The organism is Streptomyces melanosporofaciens, from assembly GCF_900105695.1.
Lineage (GTDB): Bacteria > Actinomycetota > Actinomycetes > Streptomycetales > Streptomycetaceae > Streptomyces > Streptomyces antimycoticus.
On record NZ_FNST01000002.1, the window covers coordinates 6,976,485 to 6,996,289 of the forward strand.

Sequence of the window (19,805 nt, forward strand, 5' to 3'; positions counted from 1 at the left end):
CCTCCACACAGGTGGGGGGAAGACGGACGGACGGCCGCGCCGAAGGAGTCAGCTCGCTGACTCCAAACCATCTTCGGGCGCGGCCGCCCGTCCGTCCTGCGTTACCACTGCTTCACCATGCACGACGCAAGGGGGGACCTCATGTCCGCATACACCGCCCGCATCGGCGCGGCGCTCGCCGCCGGCTGCGCGCTCGCCCTGCTGTACCCGGCGACGCCCGCCGGTGCCGCGGGCTCCGTACACCTTTCCAAGATCTACTACGACTCGCCCGGCACGGACAACCGGAGCACCTCCAGCCTCAACGGCGAGTACGCCCAGATCAAGAACTCCACCTCGCGCGGGGTCAGCCTCAACGGCTGGGTGCTGGTCGACGCGAGCAACCACAAGTACACCTTCCCCACCTACACCCTCGGCGCGGGCAAGACCGTGACCGTCCGGACCGGCACCGGATCCGACACCTCGGCCACCAAGTACCAGGACCGCCGGGCGTACGTCTGGAACAACGACGCCGACAAGGCCACCCTCCGCAAGACCGGCGGCTCCACGGTCGACACCTGCTCGTACCACAGCAGCCGGGTCGACTACAAGATCTGCTGAGCGCCCGCCGCGCGGGGGCGCGGCGCAGCCGGTGAAGTCCCGCGGCCCGGACGACAATGGGGGTGTCGAGGGAGGAGAGCCGGTGAGCGGCCGTGGCGGACTGGGTGTGGGAGTACGAGGGCTATGACCCCGGCGAGGAGCGGCTGCGCGAGTCGCTGTGCACCCTTGGCAACGGCTATCTCGCCACCCGGGGCGCGGCCTCCGAGGCGGCCGCCGATGAGACGCACTACCCGGGCACCTATGTGGCGGGCTGCTACAACCGGCTGACGTCGGTGATCGGCGGACGGCGGGTCCAGAACGAGGACCTGGTCAACCTGCCGAACTGGCTGCCGCTGCGCTACCGCGTCCACGACCCGGAGCGGCCCTCCGGCGCCGGCGGCTGGCTCACACCCGACGGGGACGAGCTGACCGGCTACCGGCAGACCCTCGACCTCCGGCACGGCACCCTCCTGCGGCGGCTGCGGTACACCGACCGGCACGGCCGGGTGCTCCACGTCGAGCAGGAGCGGCTCGTCCACATGGGCGATCCGCACCTGGCGGCGATGCGCATCACCTTCCGGGCCGAGGGCTGGTCCGGCACCGTCGAGCTGGAGTCGGGGCTCGACAGTGCCGTGGCCAACACCGGCGTGGCCCGCTACGCCGCGCTGTCCGGCCGCCATCTCATCGACCGGCGCACCGGCGCCGCGGGCCCCGACACCGTATGGCTGAGCTGCCGTACCACCACCTCCGAGGTGCGCGTGGCCATGGCCGCGCGCACCCGGGCCGTCCGCGGCGCGCCCACCGGCAGCGGGCAGCGGCTCACCGAGAGCGCGGTGCTGCGCACCCTGACCGTGCCGGTCGCGCCCAACGCCCCGGTCACCGTCGAGAAGACCGTGGCGGTGTACACCTCCAAGGACCCCGCGATGAGCGATCCGACCCAGGCCGCCCTCGACGGAGTGGCCCGGGCGCCGGAGTTCGGGAAGCTGCTCGCCTCCCACCACACCGCATGGGAACACCTGTGGCGCGAGGCGGCGTTGGAGGTCCCCGGCGAGGCGGGCCACATCCTGCGGCTGCACCTGTTCCACATCCTGCAGACGCTCTCGCCGCACACCGCGGAACTGGACGTGGGCGTGCCGGCCCGCGGCCTCCACGGCGAGGCGTACCGCGGCCATGTCTTCTGGGACGAGCTCTTCGTGCTGTCGTATCTGAACCTCCACTTCCCCGAGGTGTCCCGGGCCCTGCTGCACTACCGCCACCGGCGGCTGCCCCAGGCGTGCCGCGCCGCCGCGGACGCCGGGCGGGCCGGGGCGATGTACCCGTGGCAGAGCGGCGGCGACGGGCGCGAGGAGACCCAGACGCTGCATCTGAACCCGCGCTCCGGCCGCTGGCTGCCGGACCACTCCCGGCTGCAGCACCATGTGGGCTCGGCGGTGGCGTACAACGTGTGGCAGTACTGCCAGGCCAGCGGCGACACCGACTTCCTGTACACCAAGGGCGCGGAGATGCTGGTGCAGATCGCCCGCTTCTGGGCGGACACCGCCGTGCTGGATCCGGACCACGGGCGGTACCGCATCCGCGGGGTGGTCGGGCCCGATGAGTACCACGACGGCTATCCCGGCACCGACCGCCCCGGCATCGACGACAACGCGTACACCAACGTCACCGCCGCCTGGGTGCTCGACCGGGCCCTGGAGCTGGCCCGCACCCTGCCCGAGCCGCGCCGCCGCGAGCTGTTCGAGCGGGTGGGCCTGGACCGCGCCGAGCCGGAGCGCTGGGAGGACGTCTCACGGCGGCTGCTGGTCCCCTTCCACCGGGGCGTCATCAGCCAGTTCGAGGGCTACGGGGAGCTGGCCGAACTCGACTGGGACGGCTACCGCGCCCGCTACGGCGACATCCGCCGGCTGGACCGGATCCTGGAGTCCGAGGGCGACTCCGTCAACCGCTATCAGGCCTCCAAGCAGGCCGACGCGCTGATGCTCGGCTATCTCTTCGCCCCCGCCGAGCTGGCGGGCCTCTTCCGGCGGCTCGGCTACGCCCTGGACGACGACGTCTGGCGGGCCACCGTGGCGTACTACCTGCCCCGGACCAGCCACGGCTCGACCCTCAGCGAGCTGGTGCACGGCTGGGTACTGGTGCGGGCGCGCCGGGCCGAGGCGTGGCGGCACTGCCAGGAGGCGCTGCTCGGCGATGTGGCGGACGTCCAGGGCGGCACCACCGGCGAGGGCATCCACCTCGGCGCCATGGGCGGCACCCTCGATCTGGTGCAGCGTGGCCTGACCGGGCTGGAGACCCGCGAGGACGCGCTGTGGCTGGATCCGGTGCCGCTCCCCGAGCTGTCCGGGCTGTCGGAGTACCGGTTCTCGGTGCGCTATCGCGGCCACTGGGGGGTCGCCCTGCGGGTGCGGGCCGGGAGATTGTGGATCAGTGTGCCGGACTCGGAGGAGTCCCCGATCGAGGTGCGGCTCGCCGACCGCTCGCTGAGCGTCTCCCCGGGGGAATCCCGCTGGGTTCCGCTGCCGCCCGGCTGAACCCGCGGGTTGGACCGGTGGGTTGGACCCGCGGGCTGGGCCCTGGGCGGGATTCCCCGTCGGCCCGCTCAGCCGAGGCCGGGGACCACCAACGCCAGCCAGACGACCGGGGCACCGCGACCACCATGATCCCGCCGTAGACCATCAGCTGCCGGAAGAACCGGTCCCGGTCCACATCCGGCGCGTTGGCCAGCACCAGAGCCCCGTTGGTCGAGAAGGGGCTGACGTCGACGACGGTCGCCGACACCGCGAGGGCCGCGATCATCCCCACCGCGCCGATGTCCCCCTGGGCCAGGAACGGAACGGCGAGCGGGATCAGCGCGCCCATGATGCCCACCGAGGAGGCGAACGCGGAGACGATCGCGCCGATGTAGCAGAGCAGCAGGGCGGCGAGCAGCGGAATCCCGATGTCGCTGACCGCCTTGCCCGCGTAGTCGATGGTGCCCATCTCGTCCAGCACCCCGACATAGGTGAGCACACCGCAGATCAGCAGCACGGTGGGCCAGGTGACCTCGTTCACGGCCTTCTTGCCGTGGTCCGGCCAGAAGACGCTCAGGGCCACGGCGAGGGTGATCGAGGTGAGCCCGGCGTCCAGATCGAAGGCGAGCACCGCGACCACCAGCACCACCAGCGCGCTCAGTGTGGCGATACGGGCCGGGGTGAGACGGCCCTCCGCGTCGGCCGGTGCCTCCCCGGCCCCGTCCGCCCGCTCCTCCGCGGCGGCGACGGCGGTCCTGGGGAGCTTCAGCCCGCCGCAGACGACGAAGACGACGGCGGCGATGATCAGGTTGACCACCAGGCTCGCGAGGAACAGCGTGACCTCGTTGCCGGGGAGCTTCTCGCGGTCCACGATGCCGTTGACGATCGAGCCGTAGATGCTGATGGGGGAGAAGCCGCCGCCCTGGGCGCCGTGCACCACCATGGCCCCCATCAGCAGCGGGCTGATGCGGTACCGCGCGGCGAAGGAGAGCGCGAGCGGGGCGACGATCGCGACCGCCGCCGGGCTCACCGCCCCGATCGCGGTCAGCACCCCGCTGATCGCGAACATCACCCAGGGGATCAGCGCGACCCGCCCGCCCACCATCCGGATCGAGGCGTGCACCAGCCAGTCGGTGGTGCCATTGGCGCGGGCGAGGGCGAACAGATACGTCACCCCGACCAGGACCACGAACAGATCGCCCGGGAACCCGGCGAAGATGTGGTCCGCGCTGAAGTCGGCGACCAGTTCGCCCACGCCGAAGGCGGCGGCGAAGGACAGGGCGCCCATGTTGATCGAACGAGTGGTGGCGATGACGAAGACCACCACCAGCACGAGTATCGAGATCAATTCGTCGGACATCGACGGCTCCCGTCACGGGGACCCGGTCGGCGGACCGGGGACGGTCGGGCCAAGTGGCCTGCTGGCTGACTCACGTTGGGGGCCGGGTGGTTCAGCAGTCAAGACATCGGTGGCAGATTGGCTCAGCCAATTGACCAATGCTCCACCGGTCCGTCAGACCACCGCACCATCCCTCCACCCAGTGCTACGCTGCGAATCGGGGCCATCACAAACCGCGATGGGGGGAGCCCGTATGGCCGGGGACGCGCTGCGCCCGATGAACCGTCAGCGCCTGTACGAGCAGGTGCTGGAGAGGCTGCGTGCCTACGTCGAGGAGGGCGGGCTGCGCGCGGGCGACCGGCTGCCGACCGAGCGCGAGCTGGCCCAGCGCCTCGGCATCAGCCGCGCCTCCGTCAAACAGGCCATCGTCGTCCTCGAGGTGCAGGGGCTGGTCGAGGTGCGCCAGGGCGGCGGTATGTGCCTGCTGCGCGACAGCCTCGACACCGAGCCCGTCGAGCGACTGGTGGAGCGCCGCCGCAGGCTGCCCGATGTGCTCGACGCCCGCGAGGCGTTGGAGACCAAGCTGGCCGAACTCGCCGCCGAGCGCCGTACCGACGACGACCTCATGGCCCTCCAGCAGGCCCTGATCTGGATGGAGGACGAGATCGAGTCCGGGCGCCACGGCGTCGAGGGCGACCGCCGCTTCCACGCCGCCGTCACCGCGGCCGCGCACAGCCCGCTGCTCGGCGAGTTCATGCGCTCGATCGCCGACCAGATCGCCGAGAGCCGCGAGGAGTCGCTGCGCCAGCCCGGCCGCCCCAGGCGTTCGCTCGGCCAGCACCAGAGCATCCTGGACGCCATCGCCGAGCGCCGCCCCAAGGCCGCCGCCGCGGCCATGCGCCGCCATGTGCGTACCGTCGCCCAGGTGCGGCTGCTCAACTGGAATCCGGACGACGCCACCTGAGCCCGCCGCGGCATCCGTTTCCGAGTGTGACCGATCACGGTCTTGGTCTGGACTTTCCCCCCTGGCTCGCTAGGCTCGGCGCGATCGACACGTGAAAGCGCTCTCACCTGCCGAACCGAAGGGGAACTTCCATGAGACGGAAGCCCGTTGTCCGTGCCGGACTGTCCGCACTCCTCGTCCTCGGTGCCCTCTCGGGCGCCGGCGGGGCCTTTTCGACCGCCGCCGCGGCAACCGGCGCCGACGCCCCCGCGGCGAAGCCCGCCGCCGCGTCGGCGCCGTCCGCCACCCTCGTCCGCGCGCTGGGCCGGGACCTCGGCCTGACCGCGGACCAGGCGCGCGAGCGGCTGACCCAGGAGGCCGCCGCCATGAAGCTGGAGCCCAAGGCCGAGCGCGCCGCGGGCGCCTCCTACGGCGGCTCCTGGTTCGATGCGAGCAGTGGAAAACTGGTCGTCGGCGTCACCAGCGCCGAGCGGACCGCCTCGGTAGGGGCCACGGGCGCCGCCACCCGGATCGTGAAGCACAGCGCCGACGCGCTCGACGCGGCCAAGGCGCGCATCGATGAGACGGCCCGTAAGAAGGCCGCCCCGGCCGGGGTGAGCAGCTGGAGCGCCGACCCCCGCGCGGGCGGCGTCGTGGTCAGGGTCCGCGAGGGCAGCGAGGGCGACGCCGCCGTCCGCGCCTTCCTCCGCGAGGCCGAGCGCTCGTCCTCGGTCCCGGTCACCGTGGAGAAGGCCCCCGCCCAGGCGCCGACGACCTTCGCCGCGGGTACGGTCGGCGGCGACCCGTACTACACCGGCAACGTCCGCTGCTCCATAGGCTTCTCGGTCCAGGGCGGCTTCGTCACCGCCGGACACTGCGGCCGGGCCGGGGGCTCCGTCAGCGGCTGGGACGGCTCGTACATCGGCAACTTCCAGGGCTCCTCCTTCCCCGGCAACGACTACGCCTACGTCAGCGTCGGCAGCGGCTGGTGGACCGTGCCGGTGGTGCTCGGCTGGGGCACCGTTCCCGACCAGTTGGTCCGCGGCTCCGCCGAGGCCCCGATCGGCGCCTCCATCTGCCGTTCCGGCTCCACCACCCACTGGCACTGCGGCACGGTCCTGGCCAAGAACGAGACGGTGAACTACAGCCAGGGCGCCGTGTACGAGATGACCAAGACCAGTGTGTGCGCCGAGGGCGGTGACTCCGGAGGCTCGTTCATCAGCGGCGACCAGGCCCAGGGCGTGACCTCGGGCGGCTGGGGCAACTGCTCCGGTGGCGGCGAGACCTGGTACCAGCCGATCAACGAGATCCTGTCGGTGTACGGCCTGCGGCTGCACACCGCCTGACGGGGCGATACGGCGGGCAATACGGCGACAAGGTGACGGGGCGGGCCCGGCGGCCCGCCCCGTCGCAGTCGTTTCCGCGCCTATCCGTGCTGGTACGCGGACAGCCCGTGCGGGTCGTGGCCGGGGATGGTGCCATCGGCCTTGGCGACCAGGAACAGCCCGGCCATGCCCATGTCGGAGTGGCTCTGGACATGGCAGTGATACATCCAGGCGCCGGCGCCGACGTTCTCCCCGGCGATCACCTGGAAGCCGAAGGAGTCGGCGGGCCCGGTGATCTTGTTGTCGATGACCCGGCTCACATCGTCCGGGCCTGCCAGCAGCCCGGTGCGGTTGTCCGCCCAGCGGTGCCCGTGCATATGGAAGGTGTGGTAGTACTCGCCGTGCGTGATCATGATGATCTCGACGCGGTCGCCCACCGTCGCCCGGAACTCGGGCGCTTCATGCCCCGCCTTGTTGTTGATCGTCATGTCGTTGAAGACGATGGTGAACTGCTTGTCCGGCAGGATGTCGCCCGCCCGCCGCACCACCACGGGGCCGTACAGCCCCTTCCGGAGGCCGCCGGTGCCGTGCGGGGTGCCCACCGCGTGGTCGTGGTAGTGCCAGTAGCCCGCGCTGCCCGGCCGCCAGGTGCCGTCGGCGCGCTTGCCCGGGGCGTGGGTGCGCCAGGTGTAGGTGCGGGTGCCGCCCGGCTCCACGGCGCTGCGGTTGAGCTGGGTGCCGTCGCTGGCCACGTCGTAGTCCAGGCCGTGCACATGGAGGCTGGCCGTGACGTCCATGGTGTTCTCGAACTCGATGTGCAGGGTGTCGCCCTCGGTCAGCTCGATCAGCGGACCGGGGATGGTGGCCTTGCCCTTCTCGAGCCCGTAGCCCATCTGGCCGTCCGGCAGTTTCTCGGCGTAGAGCTTGAGATGGCGGACCGCCCCGCCCGCGGTCGCCGTCCGGACCGCGCCGGAGGGGGCCTTCGGCGCCTTCGCGGCGGCGGAGGTGGTGAGGGCCAGCGGTCCGACGGCCGCGGCGGCCGCGCCGCCGGTGAAGAGCCGCCTGCTGAGACCGCGTCTGGAGGTGATGCCGGGTGCGTCGCTCATCGTTCTCCCAAATCGCTGTGGATCCCCTGCCGTTGACGATGCGCAGATGCCCCGGGGTGCTTTCACGGTAGCCGGGGGCGGCCCGTTCATCCACACTCAGGACAAAGTTCGTTGAGTTGCGGTCATAGCTATTGGCGGGTTGCGAAAAGCCGTCTAGCTTCCTTCAGCGGTGGTTTCCGTGATGTGAGAGGGATGGGTGACCCATGCGGGACAAACCGTACCAAATGCCCTCAAAATGGAGAGGGTTGACAGTCGGTCGGCTGCGGAAGAGACGCGCGGGGGTGGCAGCGCTGCTCTTCGGCGCGCTCACCGCGACCCTGCTGGGCGGGAGCCCCGCCAGCGCCCGGCCCGAGGATCGTGCGCCACTCACGCTGCCGTCCCCGCCCGGCGGGGACAACGTCCGGGTGCTGGTGTTCCACGGCTCGGCGGGGGATGAGCCGGCCACGGTGAACGCGGGCATCGAGGCCATCGAGAAGATCGGTAACCAGGGCCCCGCGGCGACCCGGTTCACCGTCGACGCCACCGCCGACGCCTCGGTCTTCACCAAGCCCAAGCTCGGCAAGTACAACGCCGTGGTCTTCCTGACCGGCTCCGGCGATGTGCTCGACCCCGAGCAGGAGGCGGGGCTCGAGGGGTACATGAAGGCCGGCGGTGGCTTCCTCGGCATCCATGACGCGGCCCGCAACGAGCCGTACTCCGACTGGTACAGCGGGCTGATCGGCGCCCGCCCGGCGGCCACGAGCCCGGGCAACGCCCAGCGGGCCGTGGTGGAGGTCGGCGACCGCGTCCACCCGGCCACCAAGGAGCTGCCGCTGGAGTGGAAGCGCACGGACACCTGGCTCAACTGGAAGGACAACCCCTCCGGCACGGTGCACACCGTGGCCCGGGTCCGCGAGTCCAGCTACCAGCCGGGCACCGGCGCCAACGGCTGGGACCACCCCATCTCCTGGTGCCGTGACTACGACGGCGGCCGCTCCTTCTACACCGGAATGGGCGGCACCGTCGCCACCTTCCAGGAGACCGACTTCCGCGCCCATCTGCGGGGCGCGCTGCTGTGGACCACTCGTCTCTCCCGCGGTGACTGCAAGGCCACCATCAACGCGAACTACAAGGCCGAACGCGTCACCAAGCCCAATCAGCCGGGCCAGTCGGACCAGATCGGCGAGCCGCACGGCCTCGTCGTCGCCAAGGACGGCCGGGTGCTCTACATCGGCCGCGGCGGCGGTGACAACAGCGCGCCCGTGGTCACCGACTGGAACGACCCGGACATCGGCAAGGGCCAGGGCCAGATCCATGTCTACGACCCGGCCACCGGAAAGGTGACGCTCGCGGGCGCCCTGACCGTCTTCGGCAACAAGGGCGGCGGCGATGAGCTGATCAAGGTCGAGGAGGGGCTGCTCGGTATCGAGCTGGACCCGGACTTCCTCGACAACGGCTGGGTCTACCTCCACTACACCCCGCACTCCCGGATCAACCGGGACACCCAGATGGCCGAGCGCCGCGTCTCCCGGTTCACCCTGGACCTGAAGACCAACAAGCTGGACCTGGGCTCGGAGAAGGTCCTGCTGTCCTGGCCGGTCCAGATCCACAGCTGCTGCCACGCTGGTGGCGGGATGTCCTGGGACTCCAAGGGCAATCTCTACATCGCCACCGGGGACAACAACTCCTCGCAGTTCAGCGACGGCTACTCCGGTAACAACCCGCAGCCGAACTACAAGGGCGTCTCCTTCTCCGACGCCCGCCGCACCGCGGGCAACACCAACAACCTCAACGGCAAGATCCTGCGGATCCACCCCGAGGACGACGGCACCTACACCCTCCCCGAGGGCAATCTCTTCACCGGTAAGGAGCCCGACGAGGGCGGGGGCAAGACCCGTGGCGAGATCTATGTGATGGGGGTGCGCAACCCGGCCCGGATCTTCGTGGACCAGAAGACCGACATCCTCTACGCGGGATGGGTCGGCCCCGACGCGGGCGAGCCCAGCACCACCTGGGGCCCGGCCAAGTACGACACCTTCGCCGCCATCACCAAGGCGGGCAACCACGGCTGGCCGTACTGCATGGGCAACAAGCAGCCCTACCGGGACCGCAATCTGCCCGACCCCAGCAAGCCCCTGGGCTGGTACGACTGCGACCACCCCAAGAACGAGTCGCCCAACAACAACGGTCTGGTGAACCTGCCGCCCATCACCGGGAACACCATCTGGTACTCGCCGCAGGGCGGCGCCCCCGACTATCCGCGGGACGCGGGCGGCATCCCCAGCTACAAGGCGTCCGAGGCCATGTTCCTGCTGCCGTGGCTCAAGGGCGGCGGGCAGGCCACCATGAACGGCCCGGTCTACCGCTACGACGCCGACAGCAAATCGACCACCAAGTGGCCCGCCTACTGGGACGGCAAGTGGTTCGTCGGTGACTTCTACGACGCCGACCAGCCGCGCCACGCGGTGGTGACCGACCCGAAGACCGTCGGCAAGGGCGGGCTGCCGGTGCACGCCGAAACCCTCAAGAAGATCATCCCGGTGGGCGCCGACGGCATCCGCAACCTCATGGACTGGAAGTTCGCCCCGGACGGCTCGCTCTACGTCCTCGACTACGGGCGCGGCTTCTTCACCTCCGACTCCAAGTCGGCGCTTTGGCACATCACCTACACCGGCGGCGAGCCCACTCCGCTCGCCCAGGATCTGGTCAGGAAGGCGGAGTGACCGTGAAACGAAGGCGCCCCAAACCCAGCAGACCCTGGCTGCCCCTCCTCGCCGCACTGCTCATGATCCTCGGGCTGAGCTCGGCGACGGCGACGGCGGCCAACGGGCAGGACAACACCCGGCAGGCCGCACAGCAGACCCTCACCTGGACCGCGGGTGACGACATCACCAAGTACGCCTCGGCGCCCACCACCGCGGTCGCCGGGAAGACCACCATCGTCTTCGAGAACAGCACCGCCACCGGCAACACCATGGGGATGCCGCACACCCTGACGTTCGATGTCTCCGACCCCGAGTACAACAACGACGTCCCGCTGAACATCCTCGCCAACCCCTCGGACGACAGCGGCGGCAAGCACACCGCCGAGGTCACCCTCAGCCCCGGCCGCTACCGCTACCACTGCACCATCCCCGGGCACGGCCAGATGCAGGGCATCCTGGTGGTCACCGACGGCGGCGGCGGCGAGGACACCACCGCGCCCGACGCCTCGGCGAAGGTCGAGGGCGAGAAGAACGCGGACGGCGCCTACATCGGGATGGCCACCGTCACGGTGTCCGCCACCGACGAGGGCTCGGGCGTGGACCGGATCGAGTTCGCCGAGGGAGACGGGGCGTTCCAGCCGTACACCGCCCCGGTGATGGTCCACCAGGTGGGCGCGCACACTATCCGCTACCGGGCCGTGGACAAGGCCGGGAACGTATCGGAGGTGAAGTCGGTGGACTTCACCGTGGTCGCGCCCCCGACGGACGACACCACGGCGCCCGAGACCTCCGCCACCGTCTCCGGTGAGAAGGACCCGTCCGGTGCGTACGTCGGCATGGCCACCGTGACCATCACCGCCTCCGACACCGGCTCCGGGGTCAACCGGATCGACTACGCCCTGGGTCAGGGGGAGTTCCAGCCCTACACCGGTCCGGTCATGGTCCATGACGCGGGCGCCCACACGGTGCGCTACCGGGCGGCGGACAAGGCGGGGAACGTATCGGAGGTGAAGTCGGTGGACTTCACCGTGGTGGCCCCGCCGGCCGAGGACACCACACCCCCGGCGGTCTCCGCGACGGTCGACGGAACGAAGAACTCCGACGGTGCCTATGTCGGCAGCGCCAAGGTCACGCTCACCGCGGCCGACGACGACTCCGGGGTGGAGAAGGTCGAGTACTCCCTGGACAGCGGTCCGTATCTCGCCTACACCACCCCCGTGGCGGTGGACCGGGTGGGCCGCCATACCGTCGCGTTCCGCGCCACCGACAAGGCGGGCAACACCTCCGAGGCGCGGCAACTGGCGTTCACCGTGGCCGAGGGCGGCGGGGTGCCGGCACCCGCGTGCCCGGAGTGGGACGAGCGCCTCACGGTGATCGTCGGCACGGTGGACACCGGCGTCCCCAACCGCATCACCCGTAGCCGCTGCACCATCAATGAGCTGATCGAGGACGAGAAGGACTGGTCCTCCCACGCCCTCTTCCTCAAGCACGTCACCACCGTCACCGACAAGCTGCTCAGCGACGGCGTGATCGACCAGCGCGAGTACCGGGCGATCAACAAGGCGGCCAAGCAGTCCGGGATCGGCAAGCCCGGTCAGGACGAGGGCTACCGCCCGCTGTTCGACGGCACCAAGAAGTCCTACGACAAGTGGCAGCACGTGGGCGGCGGGGCCTTCGGTCTCAATGACGACGGCAGCATCACCAGCAGCACCTCGGTCGAGGGCATGGGCATGCTGTGGTTCCCGCAGCGGACGTACGACGACTTCTCGCTGAAGCTCCAGTTCCGCGATGACGCACCCGGGACGGGCAATGCCAACGGCGGTGTCTTCGTGCGCTTCCCCTATGTGCACGACCACCCCGAGGAGTCCCGTCCGGAGTGGGTCGCCATCAAGTACGGGCACGAGGTGCAGATCCTCGACCGCCCCGACGGCGATATGTACAAGACCGGTTCGATCTACGGTTTCGACCGGGTCGGGCTCGCCGGTGCGGGGGTCACTCCCAAGGGCAGCTGGAACGACTACGAGATCCGGGTGGTCGGTCAGCACTACTCGATCTACCGCAACGGTGTGCTGCTCAATGAGTTCGAGAACACCGGCGGCCAGGAGTTCACCCCGCCGCGCGGAGACGACCCCGGCACGGACGGCCGTCGGTACTCCTCCGGGTACATCGGTCTCCAGGTCCACAGCACCGATGACGTGATCTCGTACCGCGACATCCGCATCAAGGAGCTGTAGGACAGCCCGCGTACGGCGTGAGGAACGGCGCGAGAACGGCGTGAGGAGATGAGTGGCCGCCGGAGCACCCCAGCCCCCGGCGGCCACCGTCTTGTGGCACGGACCGACGTTACCTCAGGTAACAATCATCGGTAACCCCGTTGGGCTGACGTATCGTCAGGAGGCCAGGGTGTCCAGGATCCCCTGTCCGTACTTCACCAGCTTGTTCTCGCCGACCCCGCTCACCGTGCCGAGTTCATCGAGCGTGGTGGGGGAGAGGATCGCGATCTCGCGCAGGGTGGCGTCATGGAAGACCACATACGCGGGGACGCCCTGCTCCTTCGCGGTCGCCGCACGCCAGGCGCGCAGCCGCTCGAAGACCGGCACGGCCTCCTCCGGCAGATCCACCGGGGCTTTCTTGGACTTCCCCGAAGCCCCCGTCTTCCCCTTGGCGGCGCGCGCGGCCTTCTCCGGCTCGCGCCGCAGCCTGACCTCGCGCCGCTGGTTCAGCACCTCCGAGCTCGTGTCGGAGAGCACCAGCGTGCCGTAGTCCCCCTCGACCCCGATCAGCCCCTGTGCCAGCAACTGCCGCACCACGCCGCGCCATTCGGCCTCGCGCAGCTCGGTGCCGATGCCGAACACCGAGAGGGAGTCATGGTCGAACTGGATGACCTTGGCCGTCTTCTTGCCGAGCAGGATGTCGATGATCTGCCCCGCGCCGAACTTCTGGTTGCGCTCCCGCTTGAGCCGCACCACCGTGGACAGCAGCTTCTGCGCGGCGATGGTGCCGTCCCAGGACTCCGGCGGCGTGAGGCAGGTGTCGCAGTTCCCGCAGGGGGTGGACTCCTGGCCGAAGTAGGCCAGCAGCCCCACCCGGCGGCACTCCACCGTCTCGCACAGCGCCAGCATCGCGTCGAGATGGGCGCCGAGGCGGCGCCGATGGGTGTCGTCGCCCTCGGAGGTGTCGATCATCTTCCGCTGCTGGACGACGTCCTGGAGCCCGTACGCCAGCCAGGCGGTGGAGGGCTGCCCGTCCCGCCCGGCGCGGCCCGTCTCCTGGTAGTAGCCCTCGACCGACTTGGGCAGGTCCAGATGGGCCACGAACCGCACATCGGGCTTGTCGATTCCCATGCCGAACGCGATCGTGGCCACCACGACCAGACCGTCCTCCCGCAGGAAGCGCGCCTGGTGCTCGGCGCGCATCCGCGCGTCCAGCCCCGCGTGGTACGGCACCGCGTCGATGCCCTGGGCGACCAGGAACTCGGCCGTCTTCTCCACCGAGGAGCGGGACAGGCAGTAGACGATCCCCGCGTCGCCCGCGTGATCGGTGCGCAGCAACTCCAGAAGCTGCTTCTTGGGCTCGTTCTTGGGGGCGATCCGGTACTGGATGTTCGGACGGTCGAAGCTGGCCACGAAGTGCAGCGCGTCCTGCAGCTTCAGCCGGGACGCGATCTCCGAGTGGGTGGCCTCGGTGGCGGTCGCGGTCAGCGCGATCCGGGGCACGGTGGGCCAGCGCTCATGCAGCTCGGACAGGGCCAGATAGTCGGGCCGGAAGTCGTGCCCCCACTGGGCCACACAGTGCGCCTCGTCGATGGCGAACAGCGAGATCGTGCCCCGGTCCAGCAGCCGCAGCGTGGACTCGACCCGCAGCCGCTCCGGCGCGAGATAGAGCAGGTCCAGCTCGCCCGCGAGGAACTCGGCCTCGACCATCCGCCGCTCGTCAAGATCCTGGGTGGAGTTGAGGAACCCGGCCCGCACCCCGAGGTTCCGCAGGGCGTCCACCTGGTCCTGCATCAGCGCGATCAGGGGGGAGACGACGACGCCGACACCCTTCCGCACCAGCGCCGGGATCTGGTAGCACAGCGATTTGCCACCGCCGGTCGGCATGAGGACGAGCGCGTCACCACCGGCCACGACATGGTCGATGATCTCCTGCTGACCTCCCCGGAACGAGTCGTAACCGAAGACGCGGTGCAGCACGCCGAGCGCCTCGCTCGCATCGGTGCCGAGCGCGGCGCTCGTATCGGGGCCGGTGTCGGGAAGAGCCATCCGCCGATTCTAGGGGGCCCGCCGGAACCCGCGGTGACCACCTGTGGACAACCGGCCGGATGAGGCAAGGTGTGTGGGCACAGTGGCCGATGAGATGGGCGGCGTGCCATGCTCATGCCAGCTTGCTCTGTCCGTCCTTCCCCCACAAGGAGGCCGATCGTGAGATCCAGCAAGTTCGTCCGTGCCTTACCCGCCGCGGTGACGGCGGTGCTCGCCCTGACGGCCGGACAGGCCGTGGCCGCTCCCTCCTCCGCCGCCCCGGCGGAGCACACCGCCGCCGCGCGGGTCGTGACGTACGACGCGGGCGGGGCGGCCGAGTTCAAGGACGCCGTCTCCAAGGGCGCGGCGATCTGGAACGAGAGCGTGGCCAACGTGGAGCTGAAGCCGGCCGCGTCCGGGCAGCAGGCCAACGTCCGCATCATCGCGGACAACGGCTGGCCCCGCACGCTGTCCACCGGACTGGGCCGCGGCACGATCTACTTCGGCCGCCAGGCCGTCGACGAGGGCTACAACACGGTGCGGATCTCCTCGCATGAGCTCGGCCATATCCTCGGCCTGCCGGACATGAAGCCGGGGCCGTGTTCGAGCCTGATGTCGGGCTCCACCGCCGGGATCTCCTGCACCAACCCCTACCCGAACACCGCCGAGAAGGCCGAGGTCGAGGACAGCTTCGGCCTGGTGGGCGCGGTGACCGCGGCGCCGCGGATGTACCGGGACTGACCCGAGCGGGCCGGGAGCCAGGCTCCCGGCCCCCTCACCCGCGCCGGAGCGGCCCGTCCTCAGACGGTGATCACCTCGATGTCGGGCAGCGCCCGGAAGGGCCCGAGCTGGTCATCGGTGGCCGCGCTGTCGGTGACCAGCGTCCACGGCCGGTCCAGCGGGGCCCAGGCGGTGAACGGTGACTGGCCCAGCTTGCTGCTGTCGGCGAGGACGTACAGCTCCTTGCCGCGGTCGGCCATCATCTCCTTGAGCGAGGTCTGCTGGAGGCTCGCCTCGCAGATGCCCCGTCGCGCGTCCAGCCCGTCGGCGCCGAGGAAGACCTTGTCCGCGGTCAGCCGGGACAGGGTCAGCTCGGCCAGCGGCCCGACGAAGCCCTGGCTGACATGGCGCAGGGTCCCGGCGAGGGTGATCAGCTCGACGCCGTCCGCCTCGGCCAGCTCGCGCAGCGCGGTGAGCCCGCTGGTGATCACGGTCAGATCGGTGCGGGCGCGCAGATGGTGGGCGAGCCGTCCGGTCGTGGTGCCGGCGTCGAGGATGACGGTGTCGCCCGTCCCGATCCGCGCGGCCGCCCAGCGCCCGATGCGGTCCTTCTCGGCGACCGCGAGCCCGCTGCGCTGCCCGAGGGTGGGCTCGGCGGTGTGGCCCGCGCTCATCGCGCCGCCGTAGGTGCGGGCGATCACGCCCTGTTCGGTGAGGAGCGCGAGATCCCGGCGGATGGTGGAGGGGGTCACCTCCAGCGAGCGGGCCAGCTCCTCCACGACGACCGTGCCATCGGTCTGGATCATTCGGGCGATCAGTTCCCGGCGGTCCCCGGCGCGCAGCCGTCTGCGCTCCTCCACACCGGCCTCCTGGCTCATGGCGTCCCCCATCCTTCCCTCACCCTGCGCGACTCTGCGCAGCCCTGAGCAACATTATCAGTCTGCGCATTCCGCGCTGTTTCCTCGCGGGCACTCCGCAAAGTCTTGCGTGTTACGTGCAATCGTGCGAGCGTTCCGCTCACAACACGCATGGAGCGGGGAGGTCGCATGACGGCGGACAGTGTGCCGGCGCAGGTCGGAACGGGGGGCGAGGCACCGTCCGACGATCCGTACGCACTGCGGGCGGGCGACATCAAGGAGCCGCCGCGCGATCTACGCGGAACGGTGCGCCGGCTGGGCCCCGGGATGATCCTCTCCGCCGCCGTGGTCGGATCCGGTGAGCTGATCACCACCACCTCCCTGGGCGCCAAGGCCGGCTTCGTGCTGCTGTGGCTGGTCATCGCCAGCGCGCTGGTCAAGGTGTGGGTGCAGATGGAGCTGGCCCGCTGGACCATCCTCACCGGCAAGACGGCCCTGGCCGGCTACAGCCAGGTCCCGCCCAAGGTGGGCCGGGTCGGCTGGATCAATGTGCTGTGGATCCTCATGGACTTCGCCAAGATGCTCCAGCGCGGAGGCATGATCGGCGGCACCGCCGCCGCGTTCAGCATCCTCGCCCCGATCGGCGGCGCACCACTGGGCCGCACCTCGCTCACCGTCTGGACCGTGATCGTGGTCGCGTCCGTCGTCGCGCTGATGTACACGGGCCGCTACGGGATGGTGGAGAAGGCCGGGTTCATCACCGTCGTCTTCTTCACCCTCTCCACCGTCGCCCTCGCGGTCGGGCTGCCCTGGACCGAGTTCGGCTACGCCGGCTCCGATCTGGCCTCCGGGCTGACCCTGTCCATCCCCGCCGGGACGCTCGGCTTCGCCGTCGCCATGTTCGGCATCACCGGTGTCGGCGCGGATGAGATGACCACCTACACCTATTGGTGTCTGGAGAAGGGCTACGCCCGCTGGACCGGCCCCGACGACGGCACCGAGGCCCGGGCCCGGCGCGCCGAGGGCTGGATCCGGGTGATGCGGATCGACGCGCTCACCTCATGGGTCGTCTGCACCCTGTGCACGCTCTCCTTCTACATCATCGGCGCGGCCATCCTGCACCGGCAGAAGCTGGTGCCCGAGGGCAACGACATGATCACCACGCTGTCCCGGATGTACACCGATACCCTCGGCCCCGCGGGCAAGTACCTCTTCCTCATCGGCGCCATCGCCGTCCTCTACTCCACGATCATCGCCTCCACCGCGAGCGTGCCGCGGCTGTGGACCAACACCCTCGGCCTGCTCGGCGTATTCGACTGGCGGAACGTCAAGGCCCGGCAGCGCGTCATTCGCCTGCTCACCGTCGTCCTGCCGCCCCTGTGGGCCGCCTTCTACCTCTACCTGCAGGAGCCGGTGCTGATGGTGCAGGTCGGGGGCATCGCGGGCGGGATCTTCCTGCTCGCGGTCGTGATCGCGGTCTGGCGGCTGCGCGCCACGGAGGTCGATCCGCGGTTCCGCCGCAACCCGATGCTGAACGGCGCGCTGGTGCTCAGCAGTACGGCCATCGGCGCCCTGGGAATCTATTCGGTCCTCGATGTCCTCGGGTTCGGGGTGGGGAGTTGAGCGCGTTGAGCGAGACGAACGAGGCCGGGGCAGCCACCGGCCACGACGTCCTGGTGACCACACCCAGCTTCGGACAGCATGCGCGCGAACCCTGGGAGGTGTTCGAGGCCGCCGGGGTGCGGGCGCGCACCGCGAGCGCGGCGCATCCGCTCACCGAGCACCAGTTGATCGAGGAGGCCGAGGGCGTCAAGGCGCTGGTCGTCGGGCTCGACCCGGTGACGGCGGCCGTCCTGGACGCGGCACCGGGACTCACGGTCGTCGCCAAACACGGCGTCGGCACCGACAACATCGACCTGGCCGCGGCCGCCGCCCACGGCGTCCGCGTGGTCAACGCCCCCGGGAGCAACACCACCGCGGTCGCCGATATGACGATGGCCCTGCTGCTGGCCGCCGTACGGCGTATCGTGCCCGCCCACGCCTCGGTCACCGCCGGCCGCTGGGACCGCTTCTTCGGGCCCGAACTGGCCGGGCGCACGCTCGGCATCGTCGGCTTCGGCCGGATCGGCCAGGCGGTCGCCCGCCGCGCCCGGGGCTTCGACATGGACCTCATCGCCTACGATCCCCACCTCCCCGCCGCCGTCTTCGCCGAGCGGGGGTGCCGGCCGTGACCCTCGACGAGCTGATCGCGTCCGCCGATGTGATCACCCTGCATCTGCCGATGCCCTCGGGCGGACCGCTGCTCGGCCGCGCCGAACTGGCGGCCATGAAGCCGGGATCCTGCGTCATCAATACGGCGCGGGGCGGGCTCGTCGACGAGGACGCCCTGGCCGAGCTGCTGCACAGCGGGCATCTCGCGGCGGCCGGTATCGATGTGTTCGCCACCGAGCCCCCCGCCGGGAATCCGCTGCTCACCGCGCCCAACGCGGTGCTCACCCCGCACTGCGCCGCGTTCACCCAGCAGGCCAACGCCGCGATGGGCAGCACCGTGGCCGCCGATGTGGTGCGCGTCCTGCGCGGGGAGGAACCGGTGAACGCCGTGGTGTGAACGCGCCATGGCCCACTCCGTGGCCGCTTGTGGGAAAGCTCCCGAGCCAGAACGAGAGAGAACGAGAGAAGCTGACAGCATGAACACTTCCCCTGCCGACTTCGCCGCCCGGCTGCGCGCCCGCCAGCGGATCATCGGCTACTGGGTCGTCCTCGACAACCCCGTGGGCACCGAGCGCCTGGCCGGGCTCGGCTACGACTACATCTGCGTCGACGCCCAGCACGGCCTCCTCGACTACAAGGGCACCCTCGGCGCGATGACCGCCATCGACGCCCGCGGCACCGCCGCCGGTATGGTGCGCGTCCCGGCCAACGACGGCTTCTGGATCGGCCAGGCGCTGGACGCCGGGGCCCGCGGGGTCATCGTCCCGCTGGTCAACACCGCCGAGGAGGCGGCCGCCGCGGTCGCCGCCTGCCGCTACCCCCCGCTCGGGGCGCGCTCGTACGGCCCGATGCGCTCGGGCCTGCGCGTGGGCCCCGCCCCGGCCGAGTCCAACCAGCAGGTCGCCTGCATCGTGATGATCGAGACGGCCCGGGCACTGGCCAACACCGCGGAGATCTGTGCGACGGACGGGCTCGACGGCGTCTACATCGGCCCCTCCGACCTGACCATCGCGCTCGGCGGCCGCACCTCGACCGACACCTCGGTGGCGGAGAAGTTCGACGCGGCGCTGGCGAAGGTCGCCGAGGAGGCACGGACCGCGGGCATCGCCGCCGGAATCCACTGCCCCGACGGGGCGACGGCCGCCAAGCGGCTGGCCCAGGGCTTCACCTTCGCCACCGTCAGCAGCGACCTGGTCCACCTGGAGCAGGCGGCCGCCGCGCATTTGCGCGACGCGACCGCCTGAGCGCATCCCCCGGGGCCCCGGGGCGGTGGAGCCCACGGGACGGGGGGTCCGG

12 protein-coding genes and 2 pseudogenes are annotated in these 19,805 nt (G+C 70.6%); 10 read left to right on the top strand and 4 right to left on the bottom strand.

From position 1 onward, the window contains the following. The first annotated feature begins 141 nt into the window (after positions 1-141). Positions 142-597 carry a lamin tail domain-containing protein gene (locus tag BLV72_RS33180; protein WP_093466977.1) on the top strand — a complete coding sequence of 152 codons (456 nt, stop codon included), beginning with the start codon at positions 142-144 and terminating at the stop codon, positions 595-597. Between the two features lie 92 nt (positions 598-689). After that, on the top strand, positions 690-3,104 hold the full coding sequence (locus BLV72_RS33185) for a glycoside hydrolase family 65 protein (RefSeq protein ID WP_093466979.1): 2,415 nt from the start codon (positions 690-692) through the stop codon (positions 3,102-3,104). A gap of 68 nt (positions 3,105-3,172) precedes the next feature. Here the strand turns inward: BLV72_RS33185 and BLV72_RS33190 are convergent. Next, positions 3,173-4,443, bottom strand: a pseudogene (locus BLV72_RS33190) (SLC13 family permease). A gap of 232 nt (positions 4,444-4,675) precedes the next feature. On the opposite strand from BLV72_RS33190, the gene BLV72_RS33195 reads away from it, so the two are divergent. After that, on the top strand, positions 4,676-5,386 hold the full coding sequence (locus BLV72_RS33195; RefSeq protein ID WP_093466981.1) for a FadR/GntR family transcriptional regulator: 711 nt from the start codon (positions 4,676-4,678) through the stop codon (positions 5,384-5,386). Positions 5,387-5,517: 131 nt separating this feature from the next. After that, positions 5,518-6,711 carry a S1 family peptidase gene (locus tag BLV72_RS33200; protein WP_093466983.1) on the top strand — a complete coding sequence of 398 codons (1,194 nt, stop codon included), beginning with the start codon at positions 5,518-5,520 and terminating at the stop codon, positions 6,709-6,711. An 80-nt stretch (positions 6,712-6,791) separates the two neighbouring features. Here the strand turns inward: BLV72_RS33200 and BLV72_RS33205 are convergent, their stop codons facing one another. After that, complete coding sequence (locus tag BLV72_RS33205) at positions 6,792-7,796, bottom strand: multicopper oxidase domain-containing protein (RefSeq protein WP_093466985.1); 1,005 nt, start codon at positions 7,794-7,796, stop codon at positions 6,792-6,794. A 224-nt stretch (positions 7,797-8,020) separates the two neighbouring features. Between BLV72_RS33205 and BLV72_RS33210 the strand changes: the two genes are divergently transcribed. Together BLV72_RS33210 and BLV72_RS33215 are read left to right on the top strand one after the other, a co-directional pair. Further along, on the top strand, positions 8,021-10,498 hold the full coding sequence (locus BLV72_RS33210) for a ThuA domain-containing protein (RefSeq protein WP_244321133.1): 2,478 nt from the start codon (positions 8,021-8,023) through the stop codon (positions 10,496-10,498). Between the two features lie 62 nt (positions 10,499-10,560). Continuing rightward, on the top strand, positions 10,561-12,714 hold the full coding sequence (locus tag BLV72_RS33215; RefSeq protein ID WP_244321465.1) for an OmpL47-type beta-barrel domain-containing protein: 2,154 nt from the start codon (positions 10,561-10,563) through the stop codon (positions 12,712-12,714). A 156-nt stretch (positions 12,715-12,870) separates the two neighbouring features. On the opposite strand, the gene recQ is transcribed toward BLV72_RS33215, so the two are convergent. After that, entirely contained in the window at positions 12,871-14,742 is a 1,872-nt protein-coding gene (gene recQ / locus BLV72_RS33220) for a DNA helicase RecQ (protein WP_093466989.1), read from the bottom strand. A 159-nt stretch (positions 14,743-14,901) separates the two neighbouring features. On the opposite strand from recQ, the gene BLV72_RS33225 reads away from it, so the two are divergent. Continuing rightward, positions 14,902-15,462, top strand: coding sequence for a snapalysin family zinc-dependent metalloprotease (locus tag BLV72_RS33225; RefSeq protein WP_093466991.1), 561 nt, complete (start codon positions 14,902-14,904; stop codon positions 15,460-15,462). Between the two features lie 59 nt (positions 15,463-15,521). On the opposite strand, the gene BLV72_RS33230 is transcribed toward BLV72_RS33225, so the two are convergent. Beyond that, complete coding sequence (locus tag BLV72_RS33230) at positions 15,522-16,319, bottom strand: DeoR/GlpR family DNA-binding transcription regulator (RefSeq protein WP_244321134.1); 798 nt, start codon at positions 16,317-16,319, stop codon at positions 15,522-15,524. 168 nt (positions 16,320-16,487) lie between these two features. Here BLV72_RS33230 and BLV72_RS33235 point away from each other — a divergent pair, with 168 nt between their 5' ends. The 3 genes and pseudogenes from BLV72_RS33235 to BLV72_RS33245 all read left to right on the top strand — a co-directional run bounded on the left by BLV72_RS33235 (position 16,488) and on the right by BLV72_RS33245 (position 19,753). Next, the gene (locus tag BLV72_RS33235; protein WP_093466994.1) at positions 16,488-17,921 is read left to right on the top strand and encodes an Nramp family divalent metal transporter; all 1,434 of its coding nucleotides are present in this window, start codon (positions 16,488-16,490) and stop codon (positions 17,919-17,921) included. A gap of 116 nt (positions 17,922-18,037) precedes the next feature. Further along, positions 18,038-18,906 (top strand): annotated as a pseudogene (locus BLV72_RS33240) (phosphoglycerate dehydrogenase). A 79-nt stretch (positions 18,907-18,985) separates the two neighbouring features. Then, positions 18,986-19,753, top strand: coding sequence for an HpcH/HpaI aldolase family protein (locus BLV72_RS33245; RefSeq protein ID WP_093466996.1), 768 nt, complete (start codon positions 18,986-18,988; stop codon positions 19,751-19,753). The last annotated feature ends 52 nt before the right edge of the window (positions 19,754-19,805 follow it).

Bases quoted from the DNA above. Each gene is read 5' to 3' on its own strand.
- BLV72_RS33180 (WP_093466977.1), top strand. From the start codon at position 142: ATGTCCGCATACACCGCCCGCATCGGCGCGGCGCTCGCCGCCGGCTGC.
- BLV72_RS33195 (WP_093466981.1), top strand. From the start codon at position 4,676: ATGGCCGGGGACGCGCTGCGCCCGATGAACCGTCAGCGCCTGTACGAG.
- BLV72_RS33200 (WP_093466983.1), top strand. From the start codon at position 5,518: ATGAGACGGAAGCCCGTTGTCCGTGCCGGACTGTCCGCACTCCTCGTC.
- BLV72_RS33205 (WP_093466985.1), bottom strand. From the start codon at position 7,796: ATGAGCGACGCACCCGGCATCACCTCCAGACGCGGTCTCAGCAGGCGG.
- BLV72_RS33210 (WP_244321133.1), top strand. From the start codon at position 8,021: ATGCCCTCAAAATGGAGAGGGTTGACAGTCGGTCGGCTGCGGAAGAGA.
- BLV72_RS33215 (WP_244321465.1), top strand. From the start codon at position 10,561: ATGATCCTCGGGCTGAGCTCGGCGACGGCGACGGCGGCCAACGGGCAG.
- recQ (WP_093466989.1), bottom strand. From the start codon at position 14,742: ATGGCTCTTCCCGACACCGGCCCCGATACGAGCGCCGCGCTCGGCACC.
- BLV72_RS33230 (WP_244321134.1), bottom strand. From the start codon at position 16,319: ATGAGCCAGGAGGCCGGTGTGGAGGAGCGCAGACGGCTGCGCGCCGGG.
- BLV72_RS33235 (WP_093466994.1), top strand. From the start codon at position 16,488: ATGACGGCGGACAGTGTGCCGGCGCAGGTCGGAACGGGGGGCGAGGCA.
- BLV72_RS33245 (WP_093466996.1), top strand. From the start codon at position 18,986: ATGAACACTTCCCCTGCCGACTTCGCCGCCCGGCTGCGCGCCCGCCAG.